Raw genomic sequence first — 26,137 nt, 5'->3', positions numbered from 1 at the left:
GTTGTGAAACGAGCTAGATAAGAAAACTGAGCGTTCACAAATAGTTTTATTTTTAGACGGGTATTGCAATAAGACTTGTTACCACTATTTAGCATCACTTGCTCTTGTAGACAATGACAGCAATATTCTATGGTGATGGCAATACTTAGGGATAAAAGTGTTTTATCGAATAGTATTTAACAGGATATGACACATTGTCTAACTACCTGAGCATACAACGACTGACACAATAATAAGCACGATTCCATTCATTTATCTATCAAATAGACGATTATTATGAATAGTATAACCAAAGAAAAATCTGGCCAAGTACATACCGAACTGGCTGCCGATAACGCCAACTATATAGAAGCTCTCTACGAGCAATACCTAACAGACCCTGATAGTGTTGATACTGACTGGCAAACGTACTTTGAACAGTATAAGTCGCAGAACGATGCTCAGCACAACGCTATCAAAGATCAGTTCTTACTACTTGCTCGTAATCAAACGGCAAATAAAAGTAGTAGTACTGATACAGACTCTAGCAGCTCTGCCAACTGTGATCCTAAGCAGATGGGCGTACAGCAATTAATCTCAGCATACCGTCGTCGCGGTCATCGCCGTGCCAAGCTTGATCCTTTAGATTTGCATCCACGTGCAGAAGTAGAAGACTTAACGCTTGCTTATCATAATTTGTCAGAAGCTGATCTCGATACCGTATTTCCAACCAATGATTTAGTCATTGGTAAAGATGAAGCGACATTGCGCGAAATCATCGAAATCATGGAACGTGTTTACTGTGGCCATATCGGTGTCGAGTACATGCATGTTACCACCAGTACCGAAAAACGCTGGATGGAAGAATATCTAGAAACCAATCTAGGCTATATCAAATTCGATAAAGAAAAACGTTTATCTATTCTTGAGCGCTTAACGGCTGCTGAAGGTCTAGAAAAATATCTTGCTCGTAAATATACGGGTGTTAAGCGTTTCGGTCTAGAAGGGGGCGAGAGCTTCATTCCTGCTATCAATGAAATCATTCAACGTGCTGGCGGATATGGCACCAAAGAAATGGTCATTGGTATGGCTCACCGTGGCCGCTTAAACCTACTAGTTAACATCTTAGGTAAAAACCCTGCAGACTTGTTTGATGAGTTTGATGGTAAAGTACAGCCAGAAAAAGGCTCAGGCGACGTTAAATACCACAATGGTTTTTCATCTAATGTGATGACACCAGGTGGCGAAGCGCATTTGGCTTTAGCATTTAACCCATCGCATCTTGAAATTGTCGCGCCAGTACTACAAGGCTCAGTACGTGCCCGTCAAGTACGCCGTAACGATCAGCCACTACTAGACAATACTGGTGGTAATTCAGTATTACCTATCGTGATTCATGGTGATGCCGCTTTTGCTGGTCAAGGTGTGGTTCAAGAAACCTTCCAAATGTCACAAACCCGTGCTTATACCACTGGCGGTACTGTGCATATCGTGATCAATAACCAAGTTGGCTTTACTACTAGTCGTCAAGAAGATGTTCGTTCAACTGAATATTGTACTGATGTTGCTAAGATGGTTCATGCTCCTATCCTACATGTAAACGGTGATGATCCTGAAGCAGTCGTATTTGCTGCTCAGTTAGCATTAGATTATCGTCATAAGTTTGACAAAGATATCATCATTGATTTGTTCTGCTATCGTCGTAATGGCCATAACGAGGCAGATGAGCCATCTGCAACTCAGCCATTGATGTATGCTGTTATTAAGAAGCTTCCGACTACTCGTACTCTTTATGCGCAGAAGCTTATCGCAGAAGGTATCTTGAATGCCGAAGAAGAGAAACAGTACGAAGATGACTATCGTGAGTCTTTAGACCGTGGTGATTATGTTGTTAGCTCATTGGTTCAAGAGCCTAACGAGCAGCTGTTCGTAGATTGGAAACCTTATCTAGGTCATGACTTGGTTGATGACTGGGATACTAGCGTTGATATCGAAAAGCTTAAAGGTTATGGACGCCGTATGGCCGAAATGCCAGAAGGCTACAAGTTACAACGTCAGGTTCAAAAAGTCGTTGAACAGCGTCTAGCGATGCAAACTGGCGAAGAGCCTCTTAACTGGGGTGCAGCTGAGACATTGGCTTATGCATCATTGGTTGATAATGACGGCGTACTAGTACGTATCACTGGTGAAGATGTTGGCCGTGGTACTTTCTCACATCGCCATAGTGAAATATACAATGTCAATGATGGCAGTATGTATGTACCGTTATCTCATTTGAGCGAAAATCAAGCACGCTTTGCTACTTACAACTCATTGTTGTCAGAAGAAGCGGTACTAGCCTTTGAATATGGTTACGCGACCACCGTACCGAACGCATTGATCGTTTGGGAAGCACAGTTTGGTGATTTCGTTAACGGTGCTCAGGTTGTGATTGACCAGTTCATCTCAAGCGGCGAAACCAAGTGGCAGCGTGTTTGTGGTTTGACGATGTTGTTACCACATGGCTTTGAAGGTCAAGGCCCTGAGCATTCATCTGCACGTCTAGAGCGTTTCTTACAGCTATGTGCTGAAGACAATATGCAGGTCATTACCCCAACGACTCCTGCGCAAATTTATCATGCATTACGTCGTCAGGCAGTACGTCCTATTCGTAAGCCATTGATCGTTATGTCACCAAAGAGCTTATTGCGTCATAAGCTAGCGACTTCTAATCTAGAAGAGCTTGCTAACGGTAAGTTTGAAACGGTATTGCCAGAGATGGACGATCACAACGCAGATAAAGTGACTCGTATGGTTCTCTGTGGTGGTAAGGTTTATTACGATTTGTTAGAGCAGCGCCGCGCATTAGGTCTTGATCATGTGGCTATCGTTCGTATTGAGCAATTATATCCATTACCAGAGACTCGCTTAATCGCTGAAATCGAAAAGTACAGCAACCTAACTGAGATCGTATGGACACAAGAAGAGCCATTGAACCAAGGCGCTTGGTATTACTTAGCACCGCATATGTTCCGTATTGTCGTACCGCATCCAACCAAAGCAAAAGTCATGGAGCCAGTAGCACGTCCTCCTAGTGCAGCCCCTGCAACAGGATCACCAAAACTACATGCTCAACAACAGCAAGCACTCATTGCTGGTGGTCTTGGCATAAGTGTTGATGAATTAGCTCAGTAATACCTTGTCTAATCAAAAGATTATAGAAGATAAATGAATCAGGCGATGACAGTCAGTGTTTTTTAATAAAATATAAGCAAAGTTATTAGAAAACTACTGACTGCCTATCACGACTTAATAATAAGTATGAATATCCAAATCTAAGGAGTATATCGATGGCTGACATCAAAGCCCCCGTTTTTCCAGAATCGGTTGCCGATGGCACAATCGTTGAGTGGCACGTCACTGAAGGTCAACAAGTTAATCGTGATGACCTATTGGCTGAAATTGAAACTGATAAAGTTGTATTAGAAGTTGTAGCACCTGATGATGGTGTATTGACCAAAATCGTAAAGCAAGTTGACGATACTGTATTGTCTGATGAGCTTATCGCTCAGTTTGAAGCCGGTGCAAGTGCTGGTGCTAGCGCAGAAGAAGCGCCAGCAGTAGATCCCGACCAACCAGCTGCGCCAGTTCAAGCAAAACAAGCTGCTGATGGTGGCGAGCCTGTTCAAGCAACAGATAAGAAAGGCGAAGCTGATCATAAAGATCAAAGCCCTGCAGTTCGTAAAGCAGCAAAAGAGTCAGGCGTAGATCCTAAAGAAGTTGAAGGTAGTGGCCGCGGTGGTCGTGTAACCAAAACTGATATGGCTAACCCAACATTGAAATCAGATAGTAGTATCAAGTCTGACAGTGGCCGTCCTGTTGCTGAATCAATGGGTGAGCGTACTGAAAAACGTGTTCCAATGACTCGTCTTCGTAAGCGTGTTGCTGAGCGTCTATTATCAGCATCACAAGATACAGCGATGTTGACGACGTTTAACGAAGTGAACATGAAGCCATTGATGGACATGCGCGCTAAGTACAAAGAGAAGTTTGAAAAACGTCATGGCGTACGTTTAGGCTTTATGTCGTTATTCGTAAAAGCAGCGACAGAAGCATTGAAACGCTTCCCAGCAGTAAACGCTTCACTAGATGGCGATGACATTGTTTATCATGGTTTTTATGATATCGGTGTAGCAGTATCTTCAGATCGTGGCTTGGTTGTTCCAGTACTACGTGATACTGATCGCATGAGCATGGCTGACGTTGAAAGCACAATCCGTGAGTTTGGCGGTAAAGCACAGCAAGGTAAGCTTGGTCTAGAAGACATGACTGGCGGCACATTCACTATCTCTAACGGTGGTGTATTTGGTTCATTAATGTCAACACCTATCTTGAATCCACCACAAACTGCTATCCTAGGTATGCACGCTATCAATGACCGTCCAATGGCTGTCGATGGTAAAGTTGAAATCTTACCAATGATGTACCTAGCACTATCTTATGACCATCGTATGATCGATGGTAAAGAAGCAGTACAGTTCTTGGTAACTATCAAAGAGTTGGTCGAAGACCCTGCAATGCTACTACTAGACCTGTAAGCTTTTAAGCTTGTATTGGCAACTGCTGATACAAGCTTTTTAACTTTGGTATAGATAATGATTTTTATTAATCGGCGATCACCTTATTCGCTGATAACTGTATTTAAATGAATTTAATAATGGTGACTTGCTATCGATTATCGATGAGTGAGTCTATCTCATTGACATAGTGTATTAACTGTTCAGTGTAGATAACGCTGATCTATCAGTAAGATAACAACCAGTTTAAATGACACATACAATTAAAAATAGGAACGTACTATGAAAGACAATTATGATTTAGTCGTCATCGGCGGCGGTCCTGGTGGTTACGAAGCAGCTATTCGTGCAGGCCAGCTCGGTATGAGTGTTGCTTGTATCGAAAAGCGCGTTTACAAAGGCGAGCCAGCACTTGGCGGTACTTGCTTAAACGTTGGTTGTATCCCATCAAAAGCCCTACTTGACAGCTCACATCGTTACGAAGCTACTAAGCATGACCTTGACGAGCACGGTATCAGTACTGGTGACGTTGCTATCAATATCGAAAAAATGATAGAGCGTAAAGAAGGTATTGTTAAGCAGTTGACTGGTGGTGTTGCCGCGTTGCTAAAAGGCAATGGTGTTGACTGGCTACAAGGCTGGGGTACTTTAGTTGACGGTAAAGGTACTGACAAAAAAGTCAAATTTACTGCTCTAGAAGACGAAAGCGAAACGACGATCACTGCTAAGAATGTTATTCTTGCGGCAGGTTCTGTGCCTATCGAGATTCCTGTTGCCAAAACTGACGGTGACCGTATTGTTGATTCAACTGGCGCACTTGATTTCACTGAAGTACCTAAGCGTTTAGGCGTTATCGGTGCTGGTGTTATCGGTCTTGAGCTTGGCTCAGTATGGCGTCGTCTAGGTGCAGAAGTAGTGGTATATGAAGCACTTCCTAGTTTCTTAGCTGCTGCTGACAAAGACATCTCAAAAGAAGCTGGCAAAATGCTGAAAAAGCAAGGTCTTGATATCCGTGTCGATACCAAAGTAACCAATGCTGAAGTACAAGGTGATCAAGTTGTCGTCACTAGCGAAAGCAAAGGCGAGTCTTCTGAAGAGAGCTTTGATAAGCTAATCGTTTGTGTTGGTCGTCGCGCTTATTCTGAAAAACTGCTTGGCGATAATAGTGGCATCACGTTGACTGAACGTGGCCTTATCGATGTTAATGACCAGTGCAAAACCAATCTTGATGGCGTTTATGCTATCGGTGATTTGGTCCGTGGCCCTATGCTTGCGCACAAAGCAATGGAAGAGGGCATGATGGCTGTTGAGCGTATTCATGGCGAAAAACCTCAAGTTAACTATGACACTATCATCAATGTCATTTATACTCACCCAGAAATCGCATGGGTAGGTTTGACTGAGCAAGAAGCTGAAGAAGCTGGCTATGAAGTTAAAACAGGTTCTTTCAACTTAGCTGCTAACGGTCGTGCATTAGCGCAAAGTGAAGCGCAAGGTTCTGTCAAAGTAGTCGCTGATGCGAAAACAGATCGTCTATTAGGTATGCATGCTATCGCTGCTGGTGCTGGTGATATCGTCCATCAAGGTATGATCGCGATGGAATTTGTTTCTAGTATCGAAGACTTGCAGTTGATGACATTTGCTCATCCAACTATTTCAGAAGCAGTGCATGAAGCTGCTCTATCTGCAGATGGCCGTGCTATCCACGCTATCCAACGCAAAAAACGTAAGAAATAAGTAGTTGCTCGTTTAGTTATTATCGATTTACAACCTGATTGGGGTATCGCTATTTTGGTGATGCCACAATCATGAGTGCGTCAGACGTATGATTAATATGTATATGTGCGCACTTGATTTCACTTTTTATTAATTGTAAAAAATAAAGGATACAATCAATGAATTTACATGAGTATCAAGCAAAAGAGCTATTAAAAAGCTACGGTTTGCCAATTCAAGAAGGCATCATCGCTCACAACGGCGAAGAAGCTGCAGCAGCTTTTGATAAAACCCCAACTGACATTGCGGTAATTAAAGCGCAAGTACATGCTGGTGGTCGCGGTAAAGCTGGTGGTGTAAAGCTGGTTAAAACTCGTGAAGAAGCTAAGCAAGTTGCTGAAGAGCTGATCGGTACTAACCTAGTAACGTTCCAGACTGATGCTGATGGCCAGCCAGTAAACTTCGTATTGGTTGCAGAAGATATGTATCCAGTACAAACTGAGCTATATCTTGGCGCAGTCGTTGATCGTGCAACTCGTCGTGTAACTTTCATGGCATCTACCGAAGGTGGTGTAGATATCGAAGAAGTAGCACACAGCACTCCAGAAAAAATCTTCAAAGTAAATGTTGATCCTTTAGTAGGTTTAATGCCTTTCCAAGCGCGCGACGTTGCGTTCAAACTTGGTCTAGAAGGTAAGCAAATCAACCAGTTCGTTAAATTGATGACTGGCGCTTATAAGGCATTCGTTGAAAACGACTTTGCTCTAATGGAAATCAACCCATTAGCTGTTCGTGAAAATGGCGAAATCGTTTGTGTTGATGGCAAAATCGGTATCGACTCAAACGCACTGTATCGTCTGCCAAAAATCGCAGCGCTGCAAGACAAGACTCAAGAAAATGAGCGTGAGCTTAAAGCAGCTGAATTTGACCTAAACTATGTTGCTCTAGAAGGTAACATCGGTTGTATGGTTAACGGTGCTGGTCTTGCAATGGCGACCATGGACATCATCAAATTGTATGGCGGCAAGCCTGCTAACTTCTTGGACGTTGGCGGCGGCGCAACTAAAGATCGCGTTGTTGAAGCGTTCAAAATTATCTTAGAAGACAGCAGTGTTGAAGGCGTTCTAATCAACATCTTCGGCGGTATCGTACGTTGTGACATGATTGCAGAAGCTATTATCGCTGCTATCAAAGAAGTTGACGTACAAGTACCAGTTGTTGTTCGTTTAGAAGGTAACAACGCTGAGTTAGGTGCGAAAATCCTAGAAGAGTCTGGTTTGAAATTGATTTCAGCTCAAGGTTTATCTGACGCGGCTCAAAAAATTGTCGATGCTGTTAAAGAGTAAGTCTTTAAACATAAGTGTTTAGAGATAGACGCTTAAGCATAGTAGTCAAATCGTAATAGTGGTTTTCATAATAAAAGTTGGTTATCAAAATTTGATAATGATAGTTGTAAAGACCGCTGTTACAAGACAACCGAATACAAGGAAAATATAATGAGTGTATTAATCGATAAAGATACCAAAGTATTGGTACAAGGTTTTACTGGTAAAAATGGTACGTTCCATTCTGAACAAGCCATCGAATATGGTACAAAAGTAGTTGGTGGTGTGACTCCAGGTAAAGGCGGTCAAACGCACCTAGGCCTACCAGTATTCAACACCATGGCGGAAGCCATGGAAGCAACTCAAGCTGACGCTTCTGTTATCTACGTACCAGCACCATTTGTACTAGATTCTATCGTTGAAGCAATCGATGCTGGCGTTAAGTTGATCGTTGTGATTACTGAAGGCGTACCGACTATCGATATGCTAAAAGCAAAACGTTATCTAGAAGAAGCTGGCGACGTACGTTTGGTTGGCCCTAACTGCCCAGGCGTTATCACTCCAGGTCAGTGCAAAATCGGCATCATGCCAGGTCATATCCATCAGCCAGGTAAAGTGGGTATCATCTCACGCTCTGGTACATTGACTTACGAAGCTGTAGCTCAAACTACTAAGCTTGGTTTTGGTCAGTCAACTTGTATCGGTATCGGTGGTGATCCTATCCCTGGTATGAACCAGATTGACGCATTGAAGCTATTCGAAGCTGATCCACAAACTGAAGCTATCATCCTAATCGGTGAGATCGGTGGTACTGCTGAAGAAGAAGCGGCTGCTTACATCAAAGACCATGTAACTAAGCCAGTTGTTGGCTATATCGCTGGTGTTACTGCTCCAGAAGGCAAGCGTATGGGCCATGCTGGTGCTATTATCTCTGGTGGTCAAGGTACTGCTGAAGAGAAATTCAAAGCGTTTGAAGATGCTGGTATCGCGTACACACGTGACCCATCTAAGCTTGGCGATAAGCTAAAAGAAGTTACTGGTTGGTAAAACGGGCAAAAGCCTACTAACTACCAAAACTCTATTGAATTACTGATAAGACACCCCTACAATGGGGTGTCTTTTTTATGCTTGAAAATTTTATGAAAAATAAGATACTAGTCACGGGAGGAGCAGGCTATATTGGTACGCATACCTGTATAGCATTGCATGAAGCAGGCTATGATTTTGTTGTGTACGATAACTTATTCAATAGTAGCCGTGAGGCGATTAACCGTGTCTCTACGCTTATTGGACAGACAATTGAGTTTATCGAAGGTGATATACGAGATGCTGAATCACTCAAACAAGTATTTGCCGCGCATCATTTTTTTGGCGTAATTCATTTCGCTGGTTTAAAAGCCGTTGGTGAGTCTGTTGCCAAACCACTCATGTATTATAATAATAATGTCAGTGGAACCATCACTTTATTAGAAATAATGTCAGAGTATAATGTCAAAAATTTCGTTTTCTCATCCTCCGCTACTGTTTATGGTGATCCTGATACCTTACCTATCGATGAGAAATCACCACGCTCATGCACTAACCCCTATGGTCAGAGCAAGCTAACAGTTGAACATATCTTGGAAGACTTAGCTTTGTCTGACGACAGTTGGAGTCTGATTGCTCTTAGATACTTTAATCCAGTAGGCGCGCATCCATCAGGACAGATTGGTGAAGACCCCAGTGACATTCCTAACAACTTAATGCCTTATATTTCTCAAGTGGCCGTTGGCAAACTTGATAAGCTCAGTATCTTTGGTAATGACTATCCTACTGTCGATGGAACAGGTGTGCGTGACTTTATTCATGTCACTGATTTGGCTCAAGGTCATGTGGCTGCAATAAATTATCTAGATAAACAAACCAGACCAAGTGAAGATGGTACGGCGCAAAACTCAGTAGGCTTTTTACCTATTAACTTAGGCACTGGCAAAGGTACGTCTGTATTAGAATTGGTATCTGCATTTTCTGAGGTATCTGGACAGGCTATTCCTTATCAGTTTGCAGAACGTCGTGCAGGTGATATTGCCAGTTGCTATGCCAGTGCCTATAAAGCGAAAACACTGTTAGGGTGGCAAGCTGAACTATCGATTGCTGATATGTGTCAAGATACATGGCGTTGGCAGAGCATGAATCCAAATGGCTATAAGTAAAAATTGTTTATTAGTAAATCACTCTTTAGTTGTTTATATGGGAGTGAAAATGGTGTTCATATAAAAGAAGCTTTTAGACTCGGAATTTTCTAGGACTTTAGCTAAAAATCAAGCTCTGAGTCAGCTACAATGCACAACTAGATAATTATTTAAGAGTATAATCACCCTATTAATGTAGAGAATCTTTATTTAAACAGGTACAAATACTTGAGGTTAATAAGAAATGTTAAGTAATTCAACGATTTTAGTAACAGGCGGTACAGGTTCGTTCGGACACAAGTTTATTCCGATGACCCTTGAGAAATATAATCCTAAAAAAATCATTATTTTCTCAAGAGATGAAATGAAGCAATGGGAAATGGCTAAACTGTTTCAGGATGATCCACGCGTACGCTTTTTTATTGGCGATGTAAGAGATAAAGAAAGGCTATACCGTGCTTTAGATGGAGTTGATTATGTCGTGCATGCTGCTGCTACCAAAATTGTTCCAACAGCAGAATATAATCCTTTTGAATGTGTGAAAACGAATGTACATGGGGCAATGAACCTAATTGATGCATGCATAGATAAAGGTGTTAAGGGTGTAGTGGCGCTATCAACTGATAAAGCAAGTAGTCCTATAAATCTATACGGTGCTACTAAACTCACTTCTGATAAGTTATTTGTAGCAGGAAATGCTTATAGCGGACAGCATGTGACCAAATTCTCTGTCGTAAGATATGGTAATGTGATGGGATCACGTGGATCAGTAATCCCTTTCTTCTTATCAATTAAAGAAAGAGGCGAGCTACCTATTACTGATGATCGTATGACACGTTTTATGATTACTTTGGAAGAAGGTGTTGAGCTTGTATGGCATGCTTTTGAAGATATGGAAGGTGGTGAAATTTACGTTAAAAAAATTCCATCAATGAATATTATGGATGTAGCAAAAGCTGTAGCGCCAGAAGCTACCACTAAGGTAGTTGGAATTAGACCTGGTGAGAAGCTACACGAGCAAATGATTGGCGCTGAAGATTCTTATTATACTTATGAATACCCTGAACACTTTAAAATCTTACCTACTATTAACAATTGGGGTCATTCACCTGAGAGAGTAAAAGATGGTAAATTAGTTCCAGAAGGTTTTATTTATTCAAGTGATAATAATACTGAATGGATGCCAAGAGAAGAGCTCGAATCTTGGATACAAGAGAACAAAGATAATATTGGTAAAATCTAATGAATTTTATTCCCTACGGTCGCCAGAATATTACAGAGGAGGACATTGACGCGGTCGTCAATGTCCTCAAGTCTGATTATTTAACGCAAGGTCCTAAAGTACCGGAATTTGAAAATGTAATTAAAGAATATTGTAATGTTGAATATGCTCTGGCAATGAACAGTGCTACTTCAGCCCTCCACGTTGCGTGTTTGGCTTTGAACGTGGGCCAAGGTGACATTGTTTGGACGACACCTATTACGTTTGTAGCATCTGCAAACTGTGCTTTGTATTGCGGTGCTACAGTTGACTTCGTAGATATTGATCCAAGAACCTATAATTTATCTATTCAGTCTCTAGAACATAAGCTCGAAGCTGCTAAAGAGCAAGATAAATTACCAAAGGTAGTGATTCCTGTGCATTTATGTGGTCAGCCTTGCGATATGGAGAGGATATATCAACTTTCTAAAAAGTATGGTTTTTCTATTATCGAGGATGCTTCACATGCTATAGGTGGTAAGTATAAAAACCAGCCAATAGGTAACTGCCAATATTCGGATATCACGATTTTTAGCTTTCATCCAGTCAAAATAATTACGACTGCTGAAGGCGGCGTAGCAACCACGAAAAACGAAGAGCTAGCACAAAAGATGGAGTTGTTACGTAGTCATGGTATTACTCGTGATTTTGATCTTATGACTCACGAACCCGACGGGCCTTGGTATTATCAACAAGTTGACTTGGGTTATAACTATCGTATGACAGAGATGCAGGCAGCGCTTGGGGTCTCACAAATAAAAAGACTATCGAGTATTACAAAAAGTCGTCATGAGATTGCAAATAGATATAATGAGAAATTAGCTAGTCTTGCCGTGATTGTGCCTTTTCAAATACAAGAATCTTATTCTGGTCTTCATCTTTATGTAATTAGATTAAAGCTAGATGAAATCAAACCTACGCATTTAGAAGTTTTTAAAGCTTTGCGTGCTGCTAATATTGGTGTCAATCTTCATTATATACCTGTACATCTTCAGCCTTATTACAAAGAGCATTTTGGCTTTAAACTAGGTGATTTTCCACAAGCAGAACAGTATTACGAAGAAGCTATTAGCTTACCCTTGTATCCTGACTTATCGCAAGAGCAGCAAGACTATGTGGTTGAAACATTAAAGGATATATTAGCTTATGACTAGCATAGCTGTAATACCTGCCAGGGGAGGTAGCAAGCGTATACCACGTAAGAATATAAAAAACTTCCATGGTAATCCTCTTATTTCCTATTCAATAAAAGCAGCAATAAACAGTGGGTGTTTTGACAGAGTTGTTGTGTCTACCGATGACGAAGAGATAGCTGAAACAGCTATCAGGTATGGTGCTGAAGTACCTTTCATTCGTAATGAAAAACTTTCGAATGACTTCTCAGGTACTACGCCAGTAATTCAAGATGTCATTGAAAAGTTAGAAAATCCAAATCTTGAATACATATGCTGTATTTATGCTACAGCTCCTATGATATCTCCAAAAGATATAATTACTGGCTTGAACACTATAAAGGCAAAACTAGACTGCGACTATGCATTTAGTATTACAAGTTATGCTTTTCCTATCCAGCGTTCTCTACTGCTGCAAAAAGAAGGTAGAGTATCAATGCATAATGCAGAGATGTTTGATGTTCGCTCTCAAGATTTAGAAGAATGCTGGCATGACGCTGGTCAGTTTTATTGGGGAACAAAGCAAGCTTGGCAGGAAGGATTGCCGATTTTTAGTTCAAACTCTATCGGTATCAAGATTCCTCGATATCGTGTTCAAGATATTGATACTTTAGAAGATTGGGATATGGCAGAAATTTTATACCGAGCTTGGAGGCAAGGTTGAGATCGGTAGGTTTTAGAGTTGACGTAGCTAAACACATAGGAACAGGCCATTTACAACGTTGTCTTACATTAGCTCGTGAATTGAAAAAGATGTCTATTTCGAGCATTTTTTTTGTCAGAGAATATGATAAAGAGCTGTTGGATTTAATCACTATTAGTGGTTTTATTCATCATGTTATTGGGTCTGCTACATTTGAAAATATTCCTGAAGATCACTCATATTGGTTAGGAGTTTCTCAGGAACAGGATGCTCAAGACTTTATCAGTGCCATTTCTGAGCAACACATAGATATGGTTGTCCTTGATCATTACTCTATTAATAGCGTTTGGGAAAATATAGTAAAAAATGCAATATCTTTACCTGTAGTAGTAATTGATGACTTAGAGAACCGCAAACATACTTGCGATTTATTGATTGATCAGAATTATTGGCCCAACTTGAGTTCTAGATATGATGGTTTAGTATCTAGTAATTGTTTACGGTTATTAGGTCCAAAATATGCACTGCTTAGAGATGAGTTTGTCTCTTTACGAGAGACCAAAACACAAAAATATTCAAGCAGGTTTGAGACTATATTAGTAAACTTTGGAGGCGTTGGTAATTTAAAAGTCTGGAAGGTTTTTTTACCTGCCTTAGTTAAGTGTCATAAATTTAATTTCCATATTATTACTGGCAAATTATCATCAGAAGATCTTGCTTATTGCAAAAATATAGTCAAACAGTCCAAGCATATATATTTAGAAGAGCAAACTAATCAGATGTCATACTTGATGAAAGTTAGCGACTTCGCCTTAGGTGCCTGTGGTTCTACAGTATGGGAAAGGTTTTGTTTGGGTTTAAACGCTGCATTAATCGATATTGCTGACAACCAAAAAGACCTAGTAAGTTATTTGCACGAAAAAAATCTAGTGGATTATTTAGGAAACTTAAATACTATTACCGTTGAGTCTATATCTAGCTATTTAAATCGATTGTCAATAAGTAGTAGTAAGTATAGAGCACGTAAACATAGTATTACACATTTAGTAGATGGGATAGGTGCAAATCGAGTAGCCAAAGAGCTCATCTTAATTTATGAAAAAGGTACTGATAAATGATTAATGATGCACTTGAACTGATTCCGGTAAATGAGACCGACTTAGACTATCTATATAATCTTCAGTGCATAGAAGGTATACGGAAGTTTGCATTAGATTCTAATATTCCTAAATATGATGAACATATAAAATGGTTCAATAACAAGCTAAAGAGTGATACAACGAAAATTTTTAAAATCGTAGATAATGACATTATCATTGGGGTTGTAAGACTTGATTCATTATTAGACAGTACAGAATCTATAGCAGAAATATCTTTAACTATTGACCCTAAATACGCTGGTAAAGGCTATGCTAAGCGGACAATTAATAAAATAATAAAAGTCACTGACTTAGATGCATATCATGCTGTTATACATAAAAGTAATATTGCTTCTCAGAAAGTATTTTCTGCCAACCGCTTTAGTTATAACAGTTTGTATTGTCCAAAATTTAATTTATATATATATCGTAAGGGTTAACTGATGAAAGATTTTTTTATAGAAAATAGACAAATAAGCCCTAATCATGCTCCATATATTATAGCTGAAATGTCTGCTAATCATAATGGTAATATTGAGAATGCATTTCGAATAATCGAAATGGCTAAGCATTGCGGAGCAGATGCAGTAAAAATGCAAACCTATACAGCAGATACTATTACTTTAAATTCAGATAAAGAAGAGTTTCAGATAAAAGGCGGTTTATGGGATGGTCAAACTTTATATGACCTTTACCAATCCGCGCATACTCCTTGGGAGTGGCACAAACCTTTGTTTGACAAGGCAAGATCAACAGGTATTACTATGTTTAGTTCTCCTTTTGATACAACTGCAGTCGATATGTTAGAAGATTTGAATGCTCCAGCTTACAAGATCGCTAGTTTTGAAGCAATCGATCTACCACTTATTAGGTATGTTGCAAGAACTGGTAAGCCTATGATTATCTCAACAGGAATGGCTAACGATGAGGAGATAGCAGAAGCCATTGACGCTGCCAAATCTGGGGGTTGTGAACAGTTAGCTATCTTACATTGCGTTAGTGGTTACCCTGCTCCTTCAAGTGATTATAATCTAAGAACTATATCAGATATGCAACAACGGTTTAATCTGCTCACAGGGTTATCAGACCATACCTTGGATAACACTACTGCAATAGCAAGTGTAGCACTCGGGGCAAATATTATAGAAAAGCATGTCACCTTAGACAGAAGTGGCGGTGGTCCAGATGATAGCTTTTCTTTAGAGGCATCCGAATTGAAACACTTATGCGATGCGAGTCGTATTTGTTGGGAGGCATTGGGTAAGGTTGATTATGGACGTAAATCGAGTGAAGAGGGCAATGCACAATTTAGAAGGTCATTGTACTTTGTAAAATCTTTAAAAGCTGGTGATACGATTACTCCTGACTCTATCAGAAGCGTAAGACCAGGCTACGGCCTACCCCCCAAAATGTATGAGAATATAATAGGAAGAAAAGTTTTGACCGACATAGAGTATGCTACACCAGTAACGTTTACTTTAGTAAATTAAATGAGTTAAATATAAATTTTGAGTTATATATATGTTGCCAAAAATGTTCAAAAAAACTACCAAACAAAAATTGTTTATATACTTTTTGAAAAGGGTTGAGGGGTTTTGGAGTCGAAAAAAACCTACTAATAAAGGTTACGAGTTTAATGTCCATGATCCGTTTGAAGTTATTGGTGAAGATACTGGCTATGAAAAGCTATATTTAGTTGGAGATAGTTGGTTAGAAGGATCTGATAAACCTATTGTTATTGCATTTGGGTTTAATGACTGGAAGTTTGGTTTTATAGCTGAGTATTTACCTCAGTATAGAGTAGCTTTCGCACCTAGAAAACAAGTAGATATGAAAGCTGTTAGATTACTCATGGGTTTATCTATTAAACCTAAACTGGCTTTAATTTGGGGCTACAATGAAAGTAAACTATTGGGAAGGTATTTAAAATTTATAGGCATTGATACTTGGAGAGCAGAAGATGGATTTGTCCGATCTGCAGATCTAGGAGCAAATGGTGTTACACCGTACTCTTTAGTTTTTGATAGAAAAGGTCTTTATTATAACTCTAATGGAACCTCTGACTTAGATTGTCTGCTAGACAATTATGAAATACCTATATCCACTGTCCATGAAGGGACGAAACTATTTAACTTTTTCATTGAGTCTAATGTTTCTAAATATAATCCTTTTTACACTAAAAAAGATATAGAAATTAAGACTAAGAAAACAGTTCTTGTAATTGGTCAAGTAGACAGTGATGCGTCTTTACGATATGCTAATATCGATAATTGGCAAGCTGAAGATGTTGTAAGGCTTGCTAAAATGGAAAATCCAAGTGCACAAATTATATATAGACCTCATCCAGAAATATATAAAGGCTATCAAAACTCAAAGTTTGAGTCAGATAAGGTTAAGTTCTTCGCTAGTATACAAAGTCCTGATGTAGATGTTATTGAGGCTATCAATAAAGCTGATCATATTTACACCATTTGTTCTCTTACTGGTTTAGAAGCAGTATTAAGAAATAAAAAAGTAACTTTGATGGGTAGAGCCTTCTATGGTGGATGGGGGCTAACCGATGATAGAGTTGAATATCTTGGAAGAAACAGAACATTAACAAAACTAGAATTGTTCATAATAGTTTATATTATTTATCCTAAATATTTATGCAATTTGGAGAATTCATTAGTTGGTCTCACTGCGACGATTTATAGGATTTCTTCAGATAAATATATTGGAAAAAACGTAGCTTCACAGAAAATAAGTTTAGAAGATAAAGATAGTCTCGTAATGGCTTCCAGCTCTTACAGTTGGCCGTCTATGTTGTTAAAAGCGAGTAAAGAAAAGGATGATAGTGCTTTTACTACCGTTTTAAGTAAGGTGGAAATAGGACAGTATTGCAATAAAAATTCTGAAATCAGTCAAAAAATAATAACTTATTTTCTTTTAGGTTTAGCTTTCAATGAATATAGTAGGAACTATTTATTAAATGTATTAAGAAATCATGTTTCAAGTAATGTTTATTACAACATATTATTAGAACTAAGTGTTCTAGGGTTTGAAAATGAATTAGATGCTCATTGGGTTTGGTGGTTAAGTGAGACAAACAATGACGACTTCGCTTTGGCGATTTTAGAAAGAAATACCTTAAAATCTAAACGTTCTAAGTTGATAAAGAACATATTAGAAGGAAGTGGACTGAACAATAGCTTTTCGGAAAAAATAGTTACTACAGAGCGTATTAACACTGAATATGATATTGACGAAAAGGTAGTAGGTATAAATTCGGTGAAAGTTGACCACGATGAATTTCCAGTCGAACAAGTCTCTAAAGCAGTTTTTGATATGTTCAATTATCAAATGAAAACACGAAAACTAGATGGCGCATTAGATAGTTGCTTGAAACTACTTTTACTTGGTTATAACTCTGAAGATACATTTAGTAAGTTATGTAGATTACTTAATCTTTTAGCCCTTCCAGAGGAACTAAATTCTGCAGCAAAAGTATATAAAGGATTGAATGTACTTAGTAGCAATAGAAACCCTATTGTTCAGGAAATGTTGTCCTATCAGAACACTGGTTTTAGAAGTGATGAAGACTTACTAACTTTTATCATTAATTTGGTGAATCTGAAACCAAATTTGATTGTAGCTGCCAAGTATTTACTTCACAATTTCTTAAGTAATAAAGAACTCTTAAGTGAGTATCTCATGATTATTAATAACCAGTTAAATTTTGATAATGATATAGACACTAGGAAGATACAAGCTTATATAGCTGTTGAAAGATTTGAAAAAGCAGAATCTACTTCTTTGAAATTATTAAATAATAGTAAATCTATACCTACATTAGTGCAGTATTCTCAATCGTTATCTTACAATAATAAGATAGCTACAGCTGTCAGTTTAATGGAAGACTCACTAGAGACGACTTTTACTAAATTAAATGTACAAGAGTTATTAAGGTTATATGTATTATCATCAAATTATGAAAAATCACTTGCTTTAGTGCATAGAGCAGAAAGAAGGGGTTTGCAAATTGGTGATATGCATTTAAGAAAAGCGTACTTTGGTAATCGTCTACTTTACGATGCATTTTACACCTTTACTCAAATTAAAATTACTGAATTTACTAAAATTTATTATAAAGATAAATATGTAGATTTTTCCCAAAAAGATTTTAAGGGGTTTGACAAGGTTTTGTTACTTGCTATATTTGGTCCGGGTGATGAGATAAGATTTGCTTCCATTTATAATTCTATTTGTCGAAAGTTTGCGGGTAAAGAAATATATATGTCTTGCTCGCCAAGATTGAAAAACCTGTTAAGTTATTCTTTTAAGAATATAACATTTATAGGAGTGCCAAGACCTAGAAGTACTGATTTGATTAATCTGAATGAATATACCAAAGTTCCAGGCTCTGACCTCTTTCAATCTATAAATAATGATATAGTCGATGTAATAGAAAATGTGGATGCTATTTGTTATGTTACAGATATGCTGCATGTCGTTAGGCATGGATATGAAGATTTTAAAGGCAATCAGTATCTACACTGTGCTCCTGAACTTAAACTAACATATAAAGAAAAAATTCCAAAAGATAAAAAGATTGTTGGTCTTAGTTGGAGAAGTAGCCTTTCTACAACGGCGAGAAATGAACACTACTTGAGCGTTGAAGAGCTTGAACCTTTATTTACCATTGAAAATGTCCAATTTGTAAACTTACAATATGACGAATGTAATGAAGAACTAGAATGGATTAATTCTCGATATCCAGGCAAGATTATGAACTTTGAGGATTTAGATCAATACAATGATTTTGACGGTGTCGCTGCTTTAATGTCTTGTATGGACCTGATTATAGCTCCAGCGACAACTGTAGTTGAGCTTGCTGGTGCGCTTGGCATTAATACATGGTTATTCTCCAATTCATCAGAAATTGATTGGCGAAAAATTAATAGTGCAGGAACAGATGTTTGGCATAATTCGATTACAATTGTCGATGTTCCAGAGAAAGGCAATAAGAAAGCTTTATCTGAAGAGATATGCAAGAGATTGGTCTATTTTGCAGAGACATGATACCTAATTGTGTTTTTATTAACTAAGAGCCTATAAATATAGGCTCTTAGTTAAAGTTGTCTAAATAACTATTTTCTTCGAAAATAGCTTTCATTGCTACTTGAGCATTACTCTTATGAAAAAAATCACTCACGCTGTTATTCCTGTCGCAGGCTTTGGTACTCGTATGTTGCCATTGTCGAAATCTGTGCCAAAAGAGTTGTTACCGCTTGGCAATCGTCCTGCTATTCATTACGTGGTTGAAGAGGCCATCGCTGCGGGTATCAAGCATATTGTCTTGGTCGGTCATGCGCAAAAGAGCGCGATAGAAAACTACTTTGATATCAATGCGGAATTGGATAATCAATTACGTCATAAAGGCAAAGATGAGTTGGCTGATAGCTTGAACTGGTTGCCAGAAGACGTAACGGTATCGATGATACGTCAAGGTAAAGCGTTAGGTTTGGGACATGCAGTACTTGCTGCTCGACCAATCATTGGTGAGCATGACTTTGCCGTATTACTGCCTGATGTCGTGCTTGATCCATTTACCACTGATATGTCTGCTGATAATTTGGCCTTTATGTTGGATGCCTTTGCTACAGATGGTCATTCACAGATATTGGTTGATCAAGTAGCAGATGAAGACGTACATAAATACGGTATTGCTCAACTAGATGGAAAACTCAGTGATACTAATGACATTGATGAAGAAGTAAATACTAATGTTAGCTTTAAAGTGGCTGGCTTTGTAGAAAAGCCTAATTTAGCTGATGCTCCTTCAAATCTGGCTGTGGTAGGACGCTATGTATTCAGCAACCATATCTTTGATTACTTAGCCAATACTAAAGCATCTGTCGGTGGTGAGATCCAGCTGACAGATGCGATTGACGCGCTCATTAGTGAATATGGTGTCCATGTTACAACTATGCGTGGTGATAGCTACGATGCAGGCGATATGCGCTCGTATATGCAGGCATTCATCTACTTTGCCGAGCAGCAATTAGCAGATGATGAATAGCTGATGAAAGAGGTAATGGGCGACAAGGCATATAGCAGTGCTCGACATTCTAAATACTGGCAGCAACTACAGACGCTTGCAAAGCACCCGTGGTCGCTTGCACAGTTATTTGCGCAAGATGATAAACGCGCTAAGCATTTCAGTGTGCAGGCTGGTGCGCTGTATATGGACTTTAGTAAGCAGCGTATCGATCAGACAGTATTGTCTAACTTACTAAGTTTGGCCGATAGTTGTGAGCTGGATGCTCGTATTGATTCATTGCTGCATGGGGCGATGGTAAATACTAGCGAGCAGCGTGCTGCATTGCACACAGCATTACGATTGCCAGAGACAGCGACATTACAAGTGGATGGACAAAATATCGTCGCTGATGTACATCATAGTTTGGCGCAAGTAGCACGCTTATCAGAGCGCGTGCGCAATGGCACGTGGCGCGGGTTTTCTGGCAAGGCAATTACAGATGTTGTCAATATTGGGGTTGGCGGCTCTGATTTAGGACCGCTGATGGCAACTACAGCGCTTGATGAATGGGCAGATACCAGTATTGAAGTGCATTTTGTCTCCAATATGGACGGTACGCAGCTTGATAATCTACTCAAGCATTTAAATCCTGAGACCACACTATTTATTATCTCTTCCAAATCCTTTGGGACGGTTGACACTTTATCGAATGCTAAGACGGCATTATCTTGGCTACTTGCGACGGCAAAGCTCCGTGCAGGTACAGAAGATAGTGTATTACGTCGACACTTTATCGGCATCTCAGCCAATAGTGAAAAAATGAGTGCTTGGGGAATTCATCCTGAGCATCAGTTGCAGCTTTGGGAATGGGTCGGCGGTCGCTTCTCTCTATGGTCGGCGATAGGCCTTGCCATTGCTATTCGTATTGGTATGAATGGCTTTAAGGCGCTATTAAGTGGTGCTCATAGTATGGATGAGCATTTTGCACAGGCGGACTTTGCTGATAATTTACCAGTACTGCTAGGCTTACTGGCAGTTTGGAATAGTACTTTTTTACAAGTAAATGCGCATACCGTATTGCCTTATGATGGTAGGCTAGGCTATCTACCCAGCTATCTTACTCAGCTAGAGATGGAGAGTAATGGTAAGTCCGTTACTCGGAATGGGGATCATATTGACTATGATACGTGTCCAATTCTATGGGGTGAAATTGGCTCAAATGCGCAACATGCATTCTATCAGTTGCTACACCAAGGCACGCAGCAGGTTTCCTGTGACTTTATCGCTTGTGTACGTCGCTACGGTGATGAGGCGCGAAACTCATCATTGCAACAACAGCACGAATTGTCTTTAGCGAATTGTCTGGCGCAAAGTCGAGTATTGGCATTTGGTAATGCTGCTGTGACAGATCTGGTGGATCCACAGACAGTTTCCGAAGCAGACAAATATAAGTACTACCGTGGGAATCAACCGTCAACCACATTACTGATTGATGAGCTGACGCCGCATAGCTTAGGAGCATTGATAGCGCTCTACGAGCATAAGGTTTATGTCATGGCCAGTATCTGGGATATCAATCCGTTTGATCAATGGGGCGTCGAGATGGGCAAGCAAATGGCAGACTCCGTACACCATGCTATGCAGCATGTGCAGAAAGATGCTCAAGGCCTATTCGATACGTCTACTGACCAATTACTACAGCGTATTAAACAGCTGTCTTAGTAGTATTGATACGTCAATAATATAGGAAAGCACGCTCATGGAGACGGCTTTAGATGGTAGCCATATGAATAAATATAACAAGAAATCTGAACCAAACCAGTTCTCCGATTCTACAGTTTGTGTGCTTATTGGTCACAGTATAGAGGCGATTACCAGTGCAGTGGTGCTGGCAAGTCTCGGTCAGTGTGTGCACCTTTACGCAGACAAAATGCTACTGACGCAGCAGATACAACAGTATAGTTTTGAGCATCATCTGCAAGCCCTATGGCAAATGTATGAGCAGCAGCAGGTCATTATCATTAAGGAATTGCCAGCTAGTGCCGATATGCTAATAAAAGGCTATGAAGCAGCTGGTCATAACGAAACTGATGTTCAAAGTACGGTGACGCTTTATTGGTTGTTTTTAGATAGTATTAAACCTGTATGGACAGAAGATAATTGGATTACCGCTTTTAATCAAAGCCATCAGCAAGCACTACCTGTAATTATGAGTGGCATTGAGCAATTAGGCCATGTAGCTGGTTTGGCTCAGCGTTTACAGCGTGCTTGGGTCTATTATGTGCCATTTGTATTCTTACAAGATGGCGATGCTTATAGCTCGATGCTGAACCCTTCGTTATGGCTACTGGGTGAAAAGACAGCAAGTAGCAGCCAGCACTTGAATGTGTTGAAGCCTTTAATGCAGCATGCACGCGCTACTCATCATGCTGATATCGCAACGATAGAGTTTGCTCGCAGTAGTATCATGGCAATGCTAGCGACTAGAGTGAGCTTTATGAATGAGATGTCACGTTTGGCTGATAGTCAAAAGGTTGATATCAGTCAAGTCAGTCGTATTATGGGATTGGATGATCGGGTAGGCAGCAGTTATCTAAAAGCAGGGTGGGGGTTCGGTGGTAATACTTTGCCCACTGAGCTGGCTAAATTGCAGCAGTCAAGCTATACGCATAGCTTAGATATGCCTTTATTACAATCTATTATGCATATTAATGAAGACCAAAAAGAGCTGATATTCCGTAAGTTCTGGCAATATTTCGATGGTTTTATCGATAATAAAACGGTCATGATTTGGGGCGGTAGTTATAAATCAGGTTCAGGACGTAGCGCTGGATCAGCTATTCATCCGTTATTAGCATTACTGTGGTCTTATAATATTCGTACGCTGGTTTATAGTGATAAGGCACAGCACGAGCTTGCTGAGCTTTATCAGCAACAACCATTACTTGAGCTGATTACTGATCCCTATCAACAGCTTTGCGATACCCATGCTATTTTTATTATTAGTTGGTCACCACGAGATCAATTAAATATTGGCAAAATCAATCAACAAGCCATGCCAGTATTTGATGCGCAAAATGCCCTGACACGCTCGCAAATTAATAGCTTAGTAGGTGACTATATGGGTATTGGCCGAACTAAATAGTTTGATTTAAGGTTTTCTGTGTATAGAAAAAAGGCTCGCTAATACTTATTAGCGAGCCTTTTTCGACTGACAATCAGAATGATTTTTACTGGGTCAATCACTTTATGCTGGTACGGCACCTTGCGTTGCTAGCCATTGCTGAATTTCTTGAGTTTTAGCAGCCAGTAACGGTTGATCGCCGCGACTTTCGATATTCAATCTGATAAGCGGCTCGGTATTCGATGCTCGCAGATTGAAGCGCCACTCTCCAAAATTCAGACTTAGACCATCGAGTGTCGATTTAACTGGATTCTGTGAACTAAACTTCTCTTCAATAGCGCTGATGATAGCTGGTGCATCGTGAGTAGTGAGGTGAAAGTTTAATTCGCCTGAGCTAGGGTAGGCGGCAATATAGCCTGTGACCAATTCGGATAGTGTTTTACCAGTGATAGACAACAGCTCAATGGTCAATAACCATGGAATCATGCCACTATCGCAATAGAAGAAGTCGCGGAAATAATGATGCGCGGACATTTCACCGCCATATACAGCACCTGAGTCCCGCATGACTTGCTTGATAAATGAGTGTCCAGATTTACTAATGACAGCCTTGCCGTTGTGTTCCTCTATCACTGCTTCGGTATTATAAATTACTCGTGGATCATAGACGATTGACTCGCTTGGGTATTTATTCAAAAAAGCTTGAGCGAGCATACCGACGATGTAGCTACCATCGATAAATTCACCACGTTCATCGAATAGGAAGCAGCGATCAAAGTCACCATCAAAAGCAATGCCAAGATCCGCGTTATTTTCCAAAACGGCTTGCTGGGTGGCCACTCTATTGGCTTCAATCATTGGATTGGGGATGCCGTTAGGGAAGCTACCATCAGGAGTATGATGTAATTTAATCACTTCAATCGGTGCATCTGCTTGTGCTAATTTATCGATTAATAAATCGACCACAGGACCTGCACTACCATTGCCTGAATTAACGACCAGTTTAAGTGGTTTTAGTTTATCAGTATCGATAAAAGTCATGACATGATCGATATACGCGCTTTTATCCGTCAATAACTGTAATTTGCCTGATTGATTATCCGTAGTGAACTGCCCAGATTCTGCCAGTGCTTGAATCTCTGCCAAACCATCATCAGCGCTGATTGGTTTTGAATGTTCTTTAACCAGTTTTAGGCCATTATAATTGATAGGGTTATGACTGGCAGTCACTTCGATACCACCTAACGCCTGATAGTGACTGGTAGCAAAATATACTTCTTCAGTACCACTCATGCCCAAATCAATCACATCAACGCCTGCATCAACGATGCCTTTGATAGCGGCTTGTTTTAATTGCTCACTAGAGTGGCGAATATCACTACCGATAACGATAGCAGGTTTTAGTGTTGCTACATCATCGGCTTGGGTTTGAGCTGCTGCCTGATAACGCTGATATAAAATCTGTGCGAACGCGCGCCCGATACGGTAGGAAATCTCTTCATCGAGATTGACCCCAAGCTCACCCCGAATGTCATAGGCCTTAAATGAGCTAATAGTAATAGGGTGGAATGTCGCGGCTGGTTGATAGTTGATGGTCGCAGAAGTGGACATAATGATAAAGTTCCTCGCGCATGAGCGGTGGTAAAATGAAGTCGTCAGTAGCACAATTATAAGCCAAGCTGTGTTCAATGATACACTAACTATTAGACGAATCAGCAAACAACACATAAAACGATAAGAGCCGCCCTTATGAGTATTTTAGACAATAAAGTTACCGTGCCTGTACCAGTACAAGAAACACCAGAAGCCACTGGCCAGCTTGATGATTTGTTAGCGTTGATGGCACGACTAAGGACAGACTGTCCGTGGGACAAAAAGCAAACCAACCATAGTCTTATTCCTTATGCCGTCGAAGAGGCTTATGAGCTAGGCGAGGCGGTACAGAGCGACGATGATGAAGACATCAAAGGTGAGCTTGGCGATGTGCTACTGCAAGTGGTATTTCATTGTCAGATGTATGCGGAGCAAGGGCGCTTTGATATGAGCGATGTCATTACAACCTTACAAGAGAAGTTAGTTCGCCGTCATCCACATGTGTTTGAAGCCGAAACGCTCAAAGACGATGCGGCAGTAAAAATACGCTGGGACGAAATCAAGCTTGAGGAGCAGCAGGCACGCGAAGCACGTGGTAAATCAAAGCGTCGCTTAGATCAAGTCAAAGCGGGTAGCGCATTGATGCAGGCGCAGGATGTACAAAAGCAAGCGTCAAAGTTAGGTTTTGATTGGGAAGGTATTGCAGGTGCTGTAGACAAGTTAGACGAAGAGATTGCTGAGCTAAAACATGAGCTAACAGATAAGTCTACAGCTGAGGTCAAAGCGAATATCAGAGAGGTCGAAAAGGAATTAGGCGATTGTATTTTTGCGCTGGTCAATGTCGCACGCAAATTAAACCTTGATGCAGAAGCGGCTACCTTAACCTGCGTGCACAAGTTTAAATCTCGCTTTGGTTATATTGAGGAGCAGCTAGAACTCTCTGGCAAGCGTATTGAAGACAGCGATATAACAGAAATGGATGCACTGTGGGAAGCGGCGAAACGACATGAACGCTCATCGTAAATTTTCATTTACCAGCTTACTGACGACCACCGCTTTTAGTCTCCTATTATCTGTAGTCGCACTCAATAACGCCAATGCAGATCCTTGTTTTGACGACCCTCAGCGTGCCTATAAATATTTAATAGAAAAAGAACAAGCTATCACACAAGCGCGTAAGCAAAAAGTCATCAATATCAATCGAGCCAATGAAGGCGATCTGGTTTCGTTGGATGGTATCGGCAGCAGTAAAGCACAGGCGATAATTTTATATCGTGACATGTTTGGCGATTTTGAGACAGTGAATGAGTTGGCAAAGGTGAAAGGTATCGGTGCAAAAACAGTCGAGAAAAACCAAAGACGTTTAAGCGTGCGTGATTAATTATGGTGTTTTGCATTAATTAACTCCAATATTGACAAAATAGCATGTAAGTAAA

Annotated in this window: 19 protein-coding genes; 18 read left to right on the top strand and 1 reads right to left on the bottom strand. The window is 40.1% G+C overall.

What is annotated here, in order from left to right:
* The first annotated feature begins 276 nt into the window (after positions 1 to 276).
* The 16 genes from ACI2IW_RS07350 (at position 277) to ACI2IW_RS07275 (ending at position 23,129) form a co-directional block, all read left to right on the top strand.
* Positions 277 to 3,153 carry a 2-oxoglutarate dehydrogenase E1 component gene (locus ACI2IW_RS07350; protein WP_102092685.1) on the top strand — a complete coding sequence of 959 codons (2,877 nt, stop codon included), beginning with the start codon at positions 277 to 279 and terminating at the stop codon, positions 3,151 to 3,153.
* A gap of 155 nt (positions 3,154 to 3,308) precedes the next feature.
* The gene (gene odhB / locus ACI2IW_RS07345; RefSeq protein WP_101204629.1) at positions 3,309 to 4,556 is read left to right on the top strand and encodes a 2-oxoglutarate dehydrogenase complex dihydrolipoyllysine-residue succinyltransferase; all 1,248 of its coding nucleotides are present in this window, start codon (positions 3,309 to 3,311) and stop codon (positions 4,554 to 4,556) included.
* Between the two features lie 261 nt (positions 4,557 to 4,817).
* A complete protein-coding gene (gene lpdA / locus ACI2IW_RS07340) occupies positions 4,818 to 6,272 on the top strand; it encodes a dihydrolipoyl dehydrogenase (RefSeq protein WP_404693208.1) in 1,455 nt (484 codons plus the stop codon).
* A gap of 158 nt (positions 6,273 to 6,430) precedes the next feature.
* A complete protein-coding gene (sucC, locus tag ACI2IW_RS07335; RefSeq protein WP_404693207.1) occupies positions 6,431 to 7,597 on the top strand; it encodes an ADP-forming succinate--CoA ligase subunit beta in 1,167 nt (388 codons plus the stop codon).
* A gap of 150 nt (positions 7,598 to 7,747) precedes the next feature.
* A complete protein-coding gene (gene sucD / locus ACI2IW_RS07330) occupies positions 7,748 to 8,623 on the top strand; it encodes a succinate--CoA ligase subunit alpha (protein ID WP_101204626.1) in 876 nt (291 codons plus the stop codon).
* 77 nt (positions 8,624 to 8,700) lie between these two features.
* Positions 8,701 to 9,768: a UDP-glucose 4-epimerase GalE gene (galE, locus tag ACI2IW_RS07325; protein ID WP_404693206.1), complete on the top strand. Its 1,068-nt coding sequence runs from the start codon at positions 8,701 to 8,703 to the stop codon at positions 9,766 to 9,768.
* A gap of 223 nt (positions 9,769 to 9,991) precedes the next feature.
* Complete coding sequence (gene pseB / locus ACI2IW_RS07320) at positions 9,992 to 10,990, top strand: UDP-N-acetylglucosamine 4,6-dehydratase (inverting) (protein ID WP_404693205.1); 999 nt, start codon at positions 9,992 to 9,994, stop codon at positions 10,988 to 10,990.
* Positions 10,990 to 12,162: a UDP-4-amino-4,6-dideoxy-N-acetyl-beta-L-altrosamine transaminase gene (gene pseC, locus ACI2IW_RS07315; RefSeq protein WP_404693204.1), complete on the top strand. Its 1,173-nt coding sequence runs from the start codon at positions 10,990 to 10,992 to the stop codon at positions 12,160 to 12,162. The genes pseB and pseC overlap by 1 nt, the downstream gene beginning before the upstream one ends.
* Entirely contained in the window at positions 12,155 to 12,844 is a 690-nt protein-coding gene (gene pseF / locus ACI2IW_RS07310) for a pseudaminic acid cytidylyltransferase (RefSeq protein WP_404693203.1), read from the top strand. Before pseC ends, pseF begins: the two co-directional genes overlap by 8 nt.
* A complete protein-coding gene (gene pseG, locus ACI2IW_RS07305) occupies positions 12,841 to 13,941 on the top strand; it encodes a UDP-2,4-diacetamido-2,4,6-trideoxy-beta-L-altropyranose hydrolase (protein ID WP_404693202.1) in 1,101 nt (366 codons plus the stop codon). The genes pseF and pseG overlap by 4 nt, the downstream gene beginning before the upstream one ends.
* Positions 13,938 to 14,402: a GNAT family N-acetyltransferase gene (locus ACI2IW_RS07300; protein WP_404693201.1), complete on the top strand. Its 465-nt coding sequence runs from the start codon at positions 13,938 to 13,940 to the stop codon at positions 14,400 to 14,402. Before pseG ends, ACI2IW_RS07300 begins: the two co-directional genes overlap by 4 nt.
* Entirely contained in the window at positions 14,403 to 15,452 is a 1,050-nt protein-coding gene (gene pseI / locus ACI2IW_RS07295) for a pseudaminic acid synthase (RefSeq protein WP_370587174.1), read from the top strand.
* 31 nt (positions 15,453 to 15,483) lie between these two features.
* Positions 15,484 to 19,023 carry a hypothetical protein gene (locus ACI2IW_RS07290; RefSeq protein ID WP_201568178.1) on the top strand — a complete coding sequence of 1,180 codons (3,540 nt, stop codon included), beginning with the start codon at positions 15,484 to 15,486 and terminating at the stop codon, positions 19,021 to 19,023.
* A 115-nt stretch (positions 19,024 to 19,138) separates the two neighbouring features.
* Positions 19,139 to 20,023: a UTP--glucose-1-phosphate uridylyltransferase gene (locus ACI2IW_RS07285; RefSeq protein WP_404693200.1), complete on the top strand. Its 885-nt coding sequence runs from the start codon at positions 19,139 to 19,141 to the stop codon at positions 20,021 to 20,023.
* 3 nt (positions 20,024 to 20,026) lie between these two features.
* Entirely contained in the window at positions 20,027 to 21,706 is a 1,680-nt protein-coding gene (gene pgi / locus ACI2IW_RS07280; protein WP_404693199.1) for a glucose-6-phosphate isomerase, read from the top strand.
* A 37-nt stretch (positions 21,707 to 21,743) separates the two neighbouring features.
* Positions 21,744 to 23,129, top strand: a complete 1,386-nt coding sequence (locus tag ACI2IW_RS07275) for a UDP-glucose/GDP-mannose dehydrogenase family protein (RefSeq protein ID WP_404693198.1) — start codon at positions 21,744 to 21,746, stop codon at positions 23,127 to 23,129.
* A 102-nt stretch (positions 23,130 to 23,231) separates the two neighbouring features.
* Here ACI2IW_RS07275 and ACI2IW_RS07270 read toward each other — a convergent pair whose 3' ends face one another.
* Complete coding sequence (locus ACI2IW_RS07270) at positions 23,232 to 24,719, bottom strand: phosphomannomutase CpsG (protein WP_404693197.1); 1,488 nt, start codon at positions 24,717 to 24,719, stop codon at positions 23,232 to 23,234.
* A 138-nt stretch (positions 24,720 to 24,857) separates the two neighbouring features.
* Between ACI2IW_RS07270 and mazG the strand changes: the two genes are divergently transcribed.
* Positions 24,858 to 25,724, top strand: coding sequence for a nucleoside triphosphate pyrophosphohydrolase (gene mazG, locus ACI2IW_RS07265; protein ID WP_404693196.1), 867 nt, complete (start codon positions 24,858 to 24,860; stop codon positions 25,722 to 25,724).
* Positions 25,708 to 26,082, top strand: a complete 375-nt coding sequence (locus ACI2IW_RS07260; RefSeq protein ID WP_296209078.1) for a helix-hairpin-helix domain-containing protein — start codon at positions 25,708 to 25,710, stop codon at positions 26,080 to 26,082. The genes mazG and ACI2IW_RS07260 overlap by 17 nt, the downstream gene beginning before the upstream one ends.
* Positions 26,083 to 26,137 lie beyond the last annotated feature (55 nt).

It is taken from the genome of Psychrobacter sp. NPDC078501 (assembly GCF_044900935.1).
In the GTDB taxonomy this organism is placed as follows: domain Bacteria; phylum Pseudomonadota; class Gammaproteobacteria; order Pseudomonadales; family Moraxellaceae; genus Psychrobacter.
This window is presented reverse-complemented; position numbering and strand designations above follow the sequence as displayed.

Bases quoted from the DNA above. Each gene is read 5' to 3' on its own strand.
- ACI2IW_RS07350 (WP_102092685.1), top strand. From the start codon at position 277: ATGAATAGTATAACCAAAGAAAAATCTGGCCAAGTACATACCGAACTG.
- odhB (WP_101204629.1), top strand. From the start codon at position 3,309: ATGGCTGACATCAAAGCCCCCGTTTTTCCAGAATCGGTTGCCGATGGC.
- lpdA (WP_404693208.1), top strand. From the start codon at position 4,818: ATGAAAGACAATTATGATTTAGTCGTCATCGGCGGCGGTCCTGGTGGT.
- sucC (WP_404693207.1), top strand. From the start codon at position 6,431: ATGAATTTACATGAGTATCAAGCAAAAGAGCTATTAAAAAGCTACGGT.
- sucD (WP_101204626.1), top strand. From the start codon at position 7,748: ATGAGTGTATTAATCGATAAAGATACCAAAGTATTGGTACAAGGTTTT.
- galE (WP_404693206.1), top strand. From the start codon at position 8,701: ATGCTTGAAAATTTTATGAAAAATAAGATACTAGTCACGGGAGGAGCA.
- pseB (WP_404693205.1), top strand. From the start codon at position 9,992: ATGTTAAGTAATTCAACGATTTTAGTAACAGGCGGTACAGGTTCGTTC.
- pseC (WP_404693204.1), top strand. From the start codon at position 10,990: ATGAATTTTATTCCCTACGGTCGCCAGAATATTACAGAGGAGGACATT.
- pseF (WP_404693203.1), top strand. From the start codon at position 12,155: ATGACTAGCATAGCTGTAATACCTGCCAGGGGAGGTAGCAAGCGTATA.
- ACI2IW_RS07300 (WP_404693201.1), top strand. From the start codon at position 13,938: ATGATTAATGATGCACTTGAACTGATTCCGGTAAATGAGACCGACTTA.
- ACI2IW_RS07290 (WP_201568178.1), top strand. From the start codon at position 15,484: ATGTTGCCAAAAATGTTCAAAAAAACTACCAAACAAAAATTGTTTATA.
- ACI2IW_RS07285 (WP_404693200.1), top strand. From the start codon at position 19,139: ATGAAAAAAATCACTCACGCTGTTATTCCTGTCGCAGGCTTTGGTACT.
- pgi (WP_404693199.1), top strand. From the start codon at position 20,027: ATGAAAGAGGTAATGGGCGACAAGGCATATAGCAGTGCTCGACATTCT.
- ACI2IW_RS07275 (WP_404693198.1), top strand. From the start codon at position 21,744: ATGGAGACGGCTTTAGATGGTAGCCATATGAATAAATATAACAAGAAA.
- ACI2IW_RS07270 (WP_404693197.1), bottom strand. From the start codon at position 24,719: ATGTCCACTTCTGCGACCATCAACTATCAACCAGCCGCGACATTCCAC.
- mazG (WP_404693196.1), top strand. From the start codon at position 24,858: ATGAGTATTTTAGACAATAAAGTTACCGTGCCTGTACCAGTACAAGAA.
- ACI2IW_RS07260 (WP_296209078.1), top strand. From the start codon at position 25,708: ATGAACGCTCATCGTAAATTTTCATTTACCAGCTTACTGACGACCACC.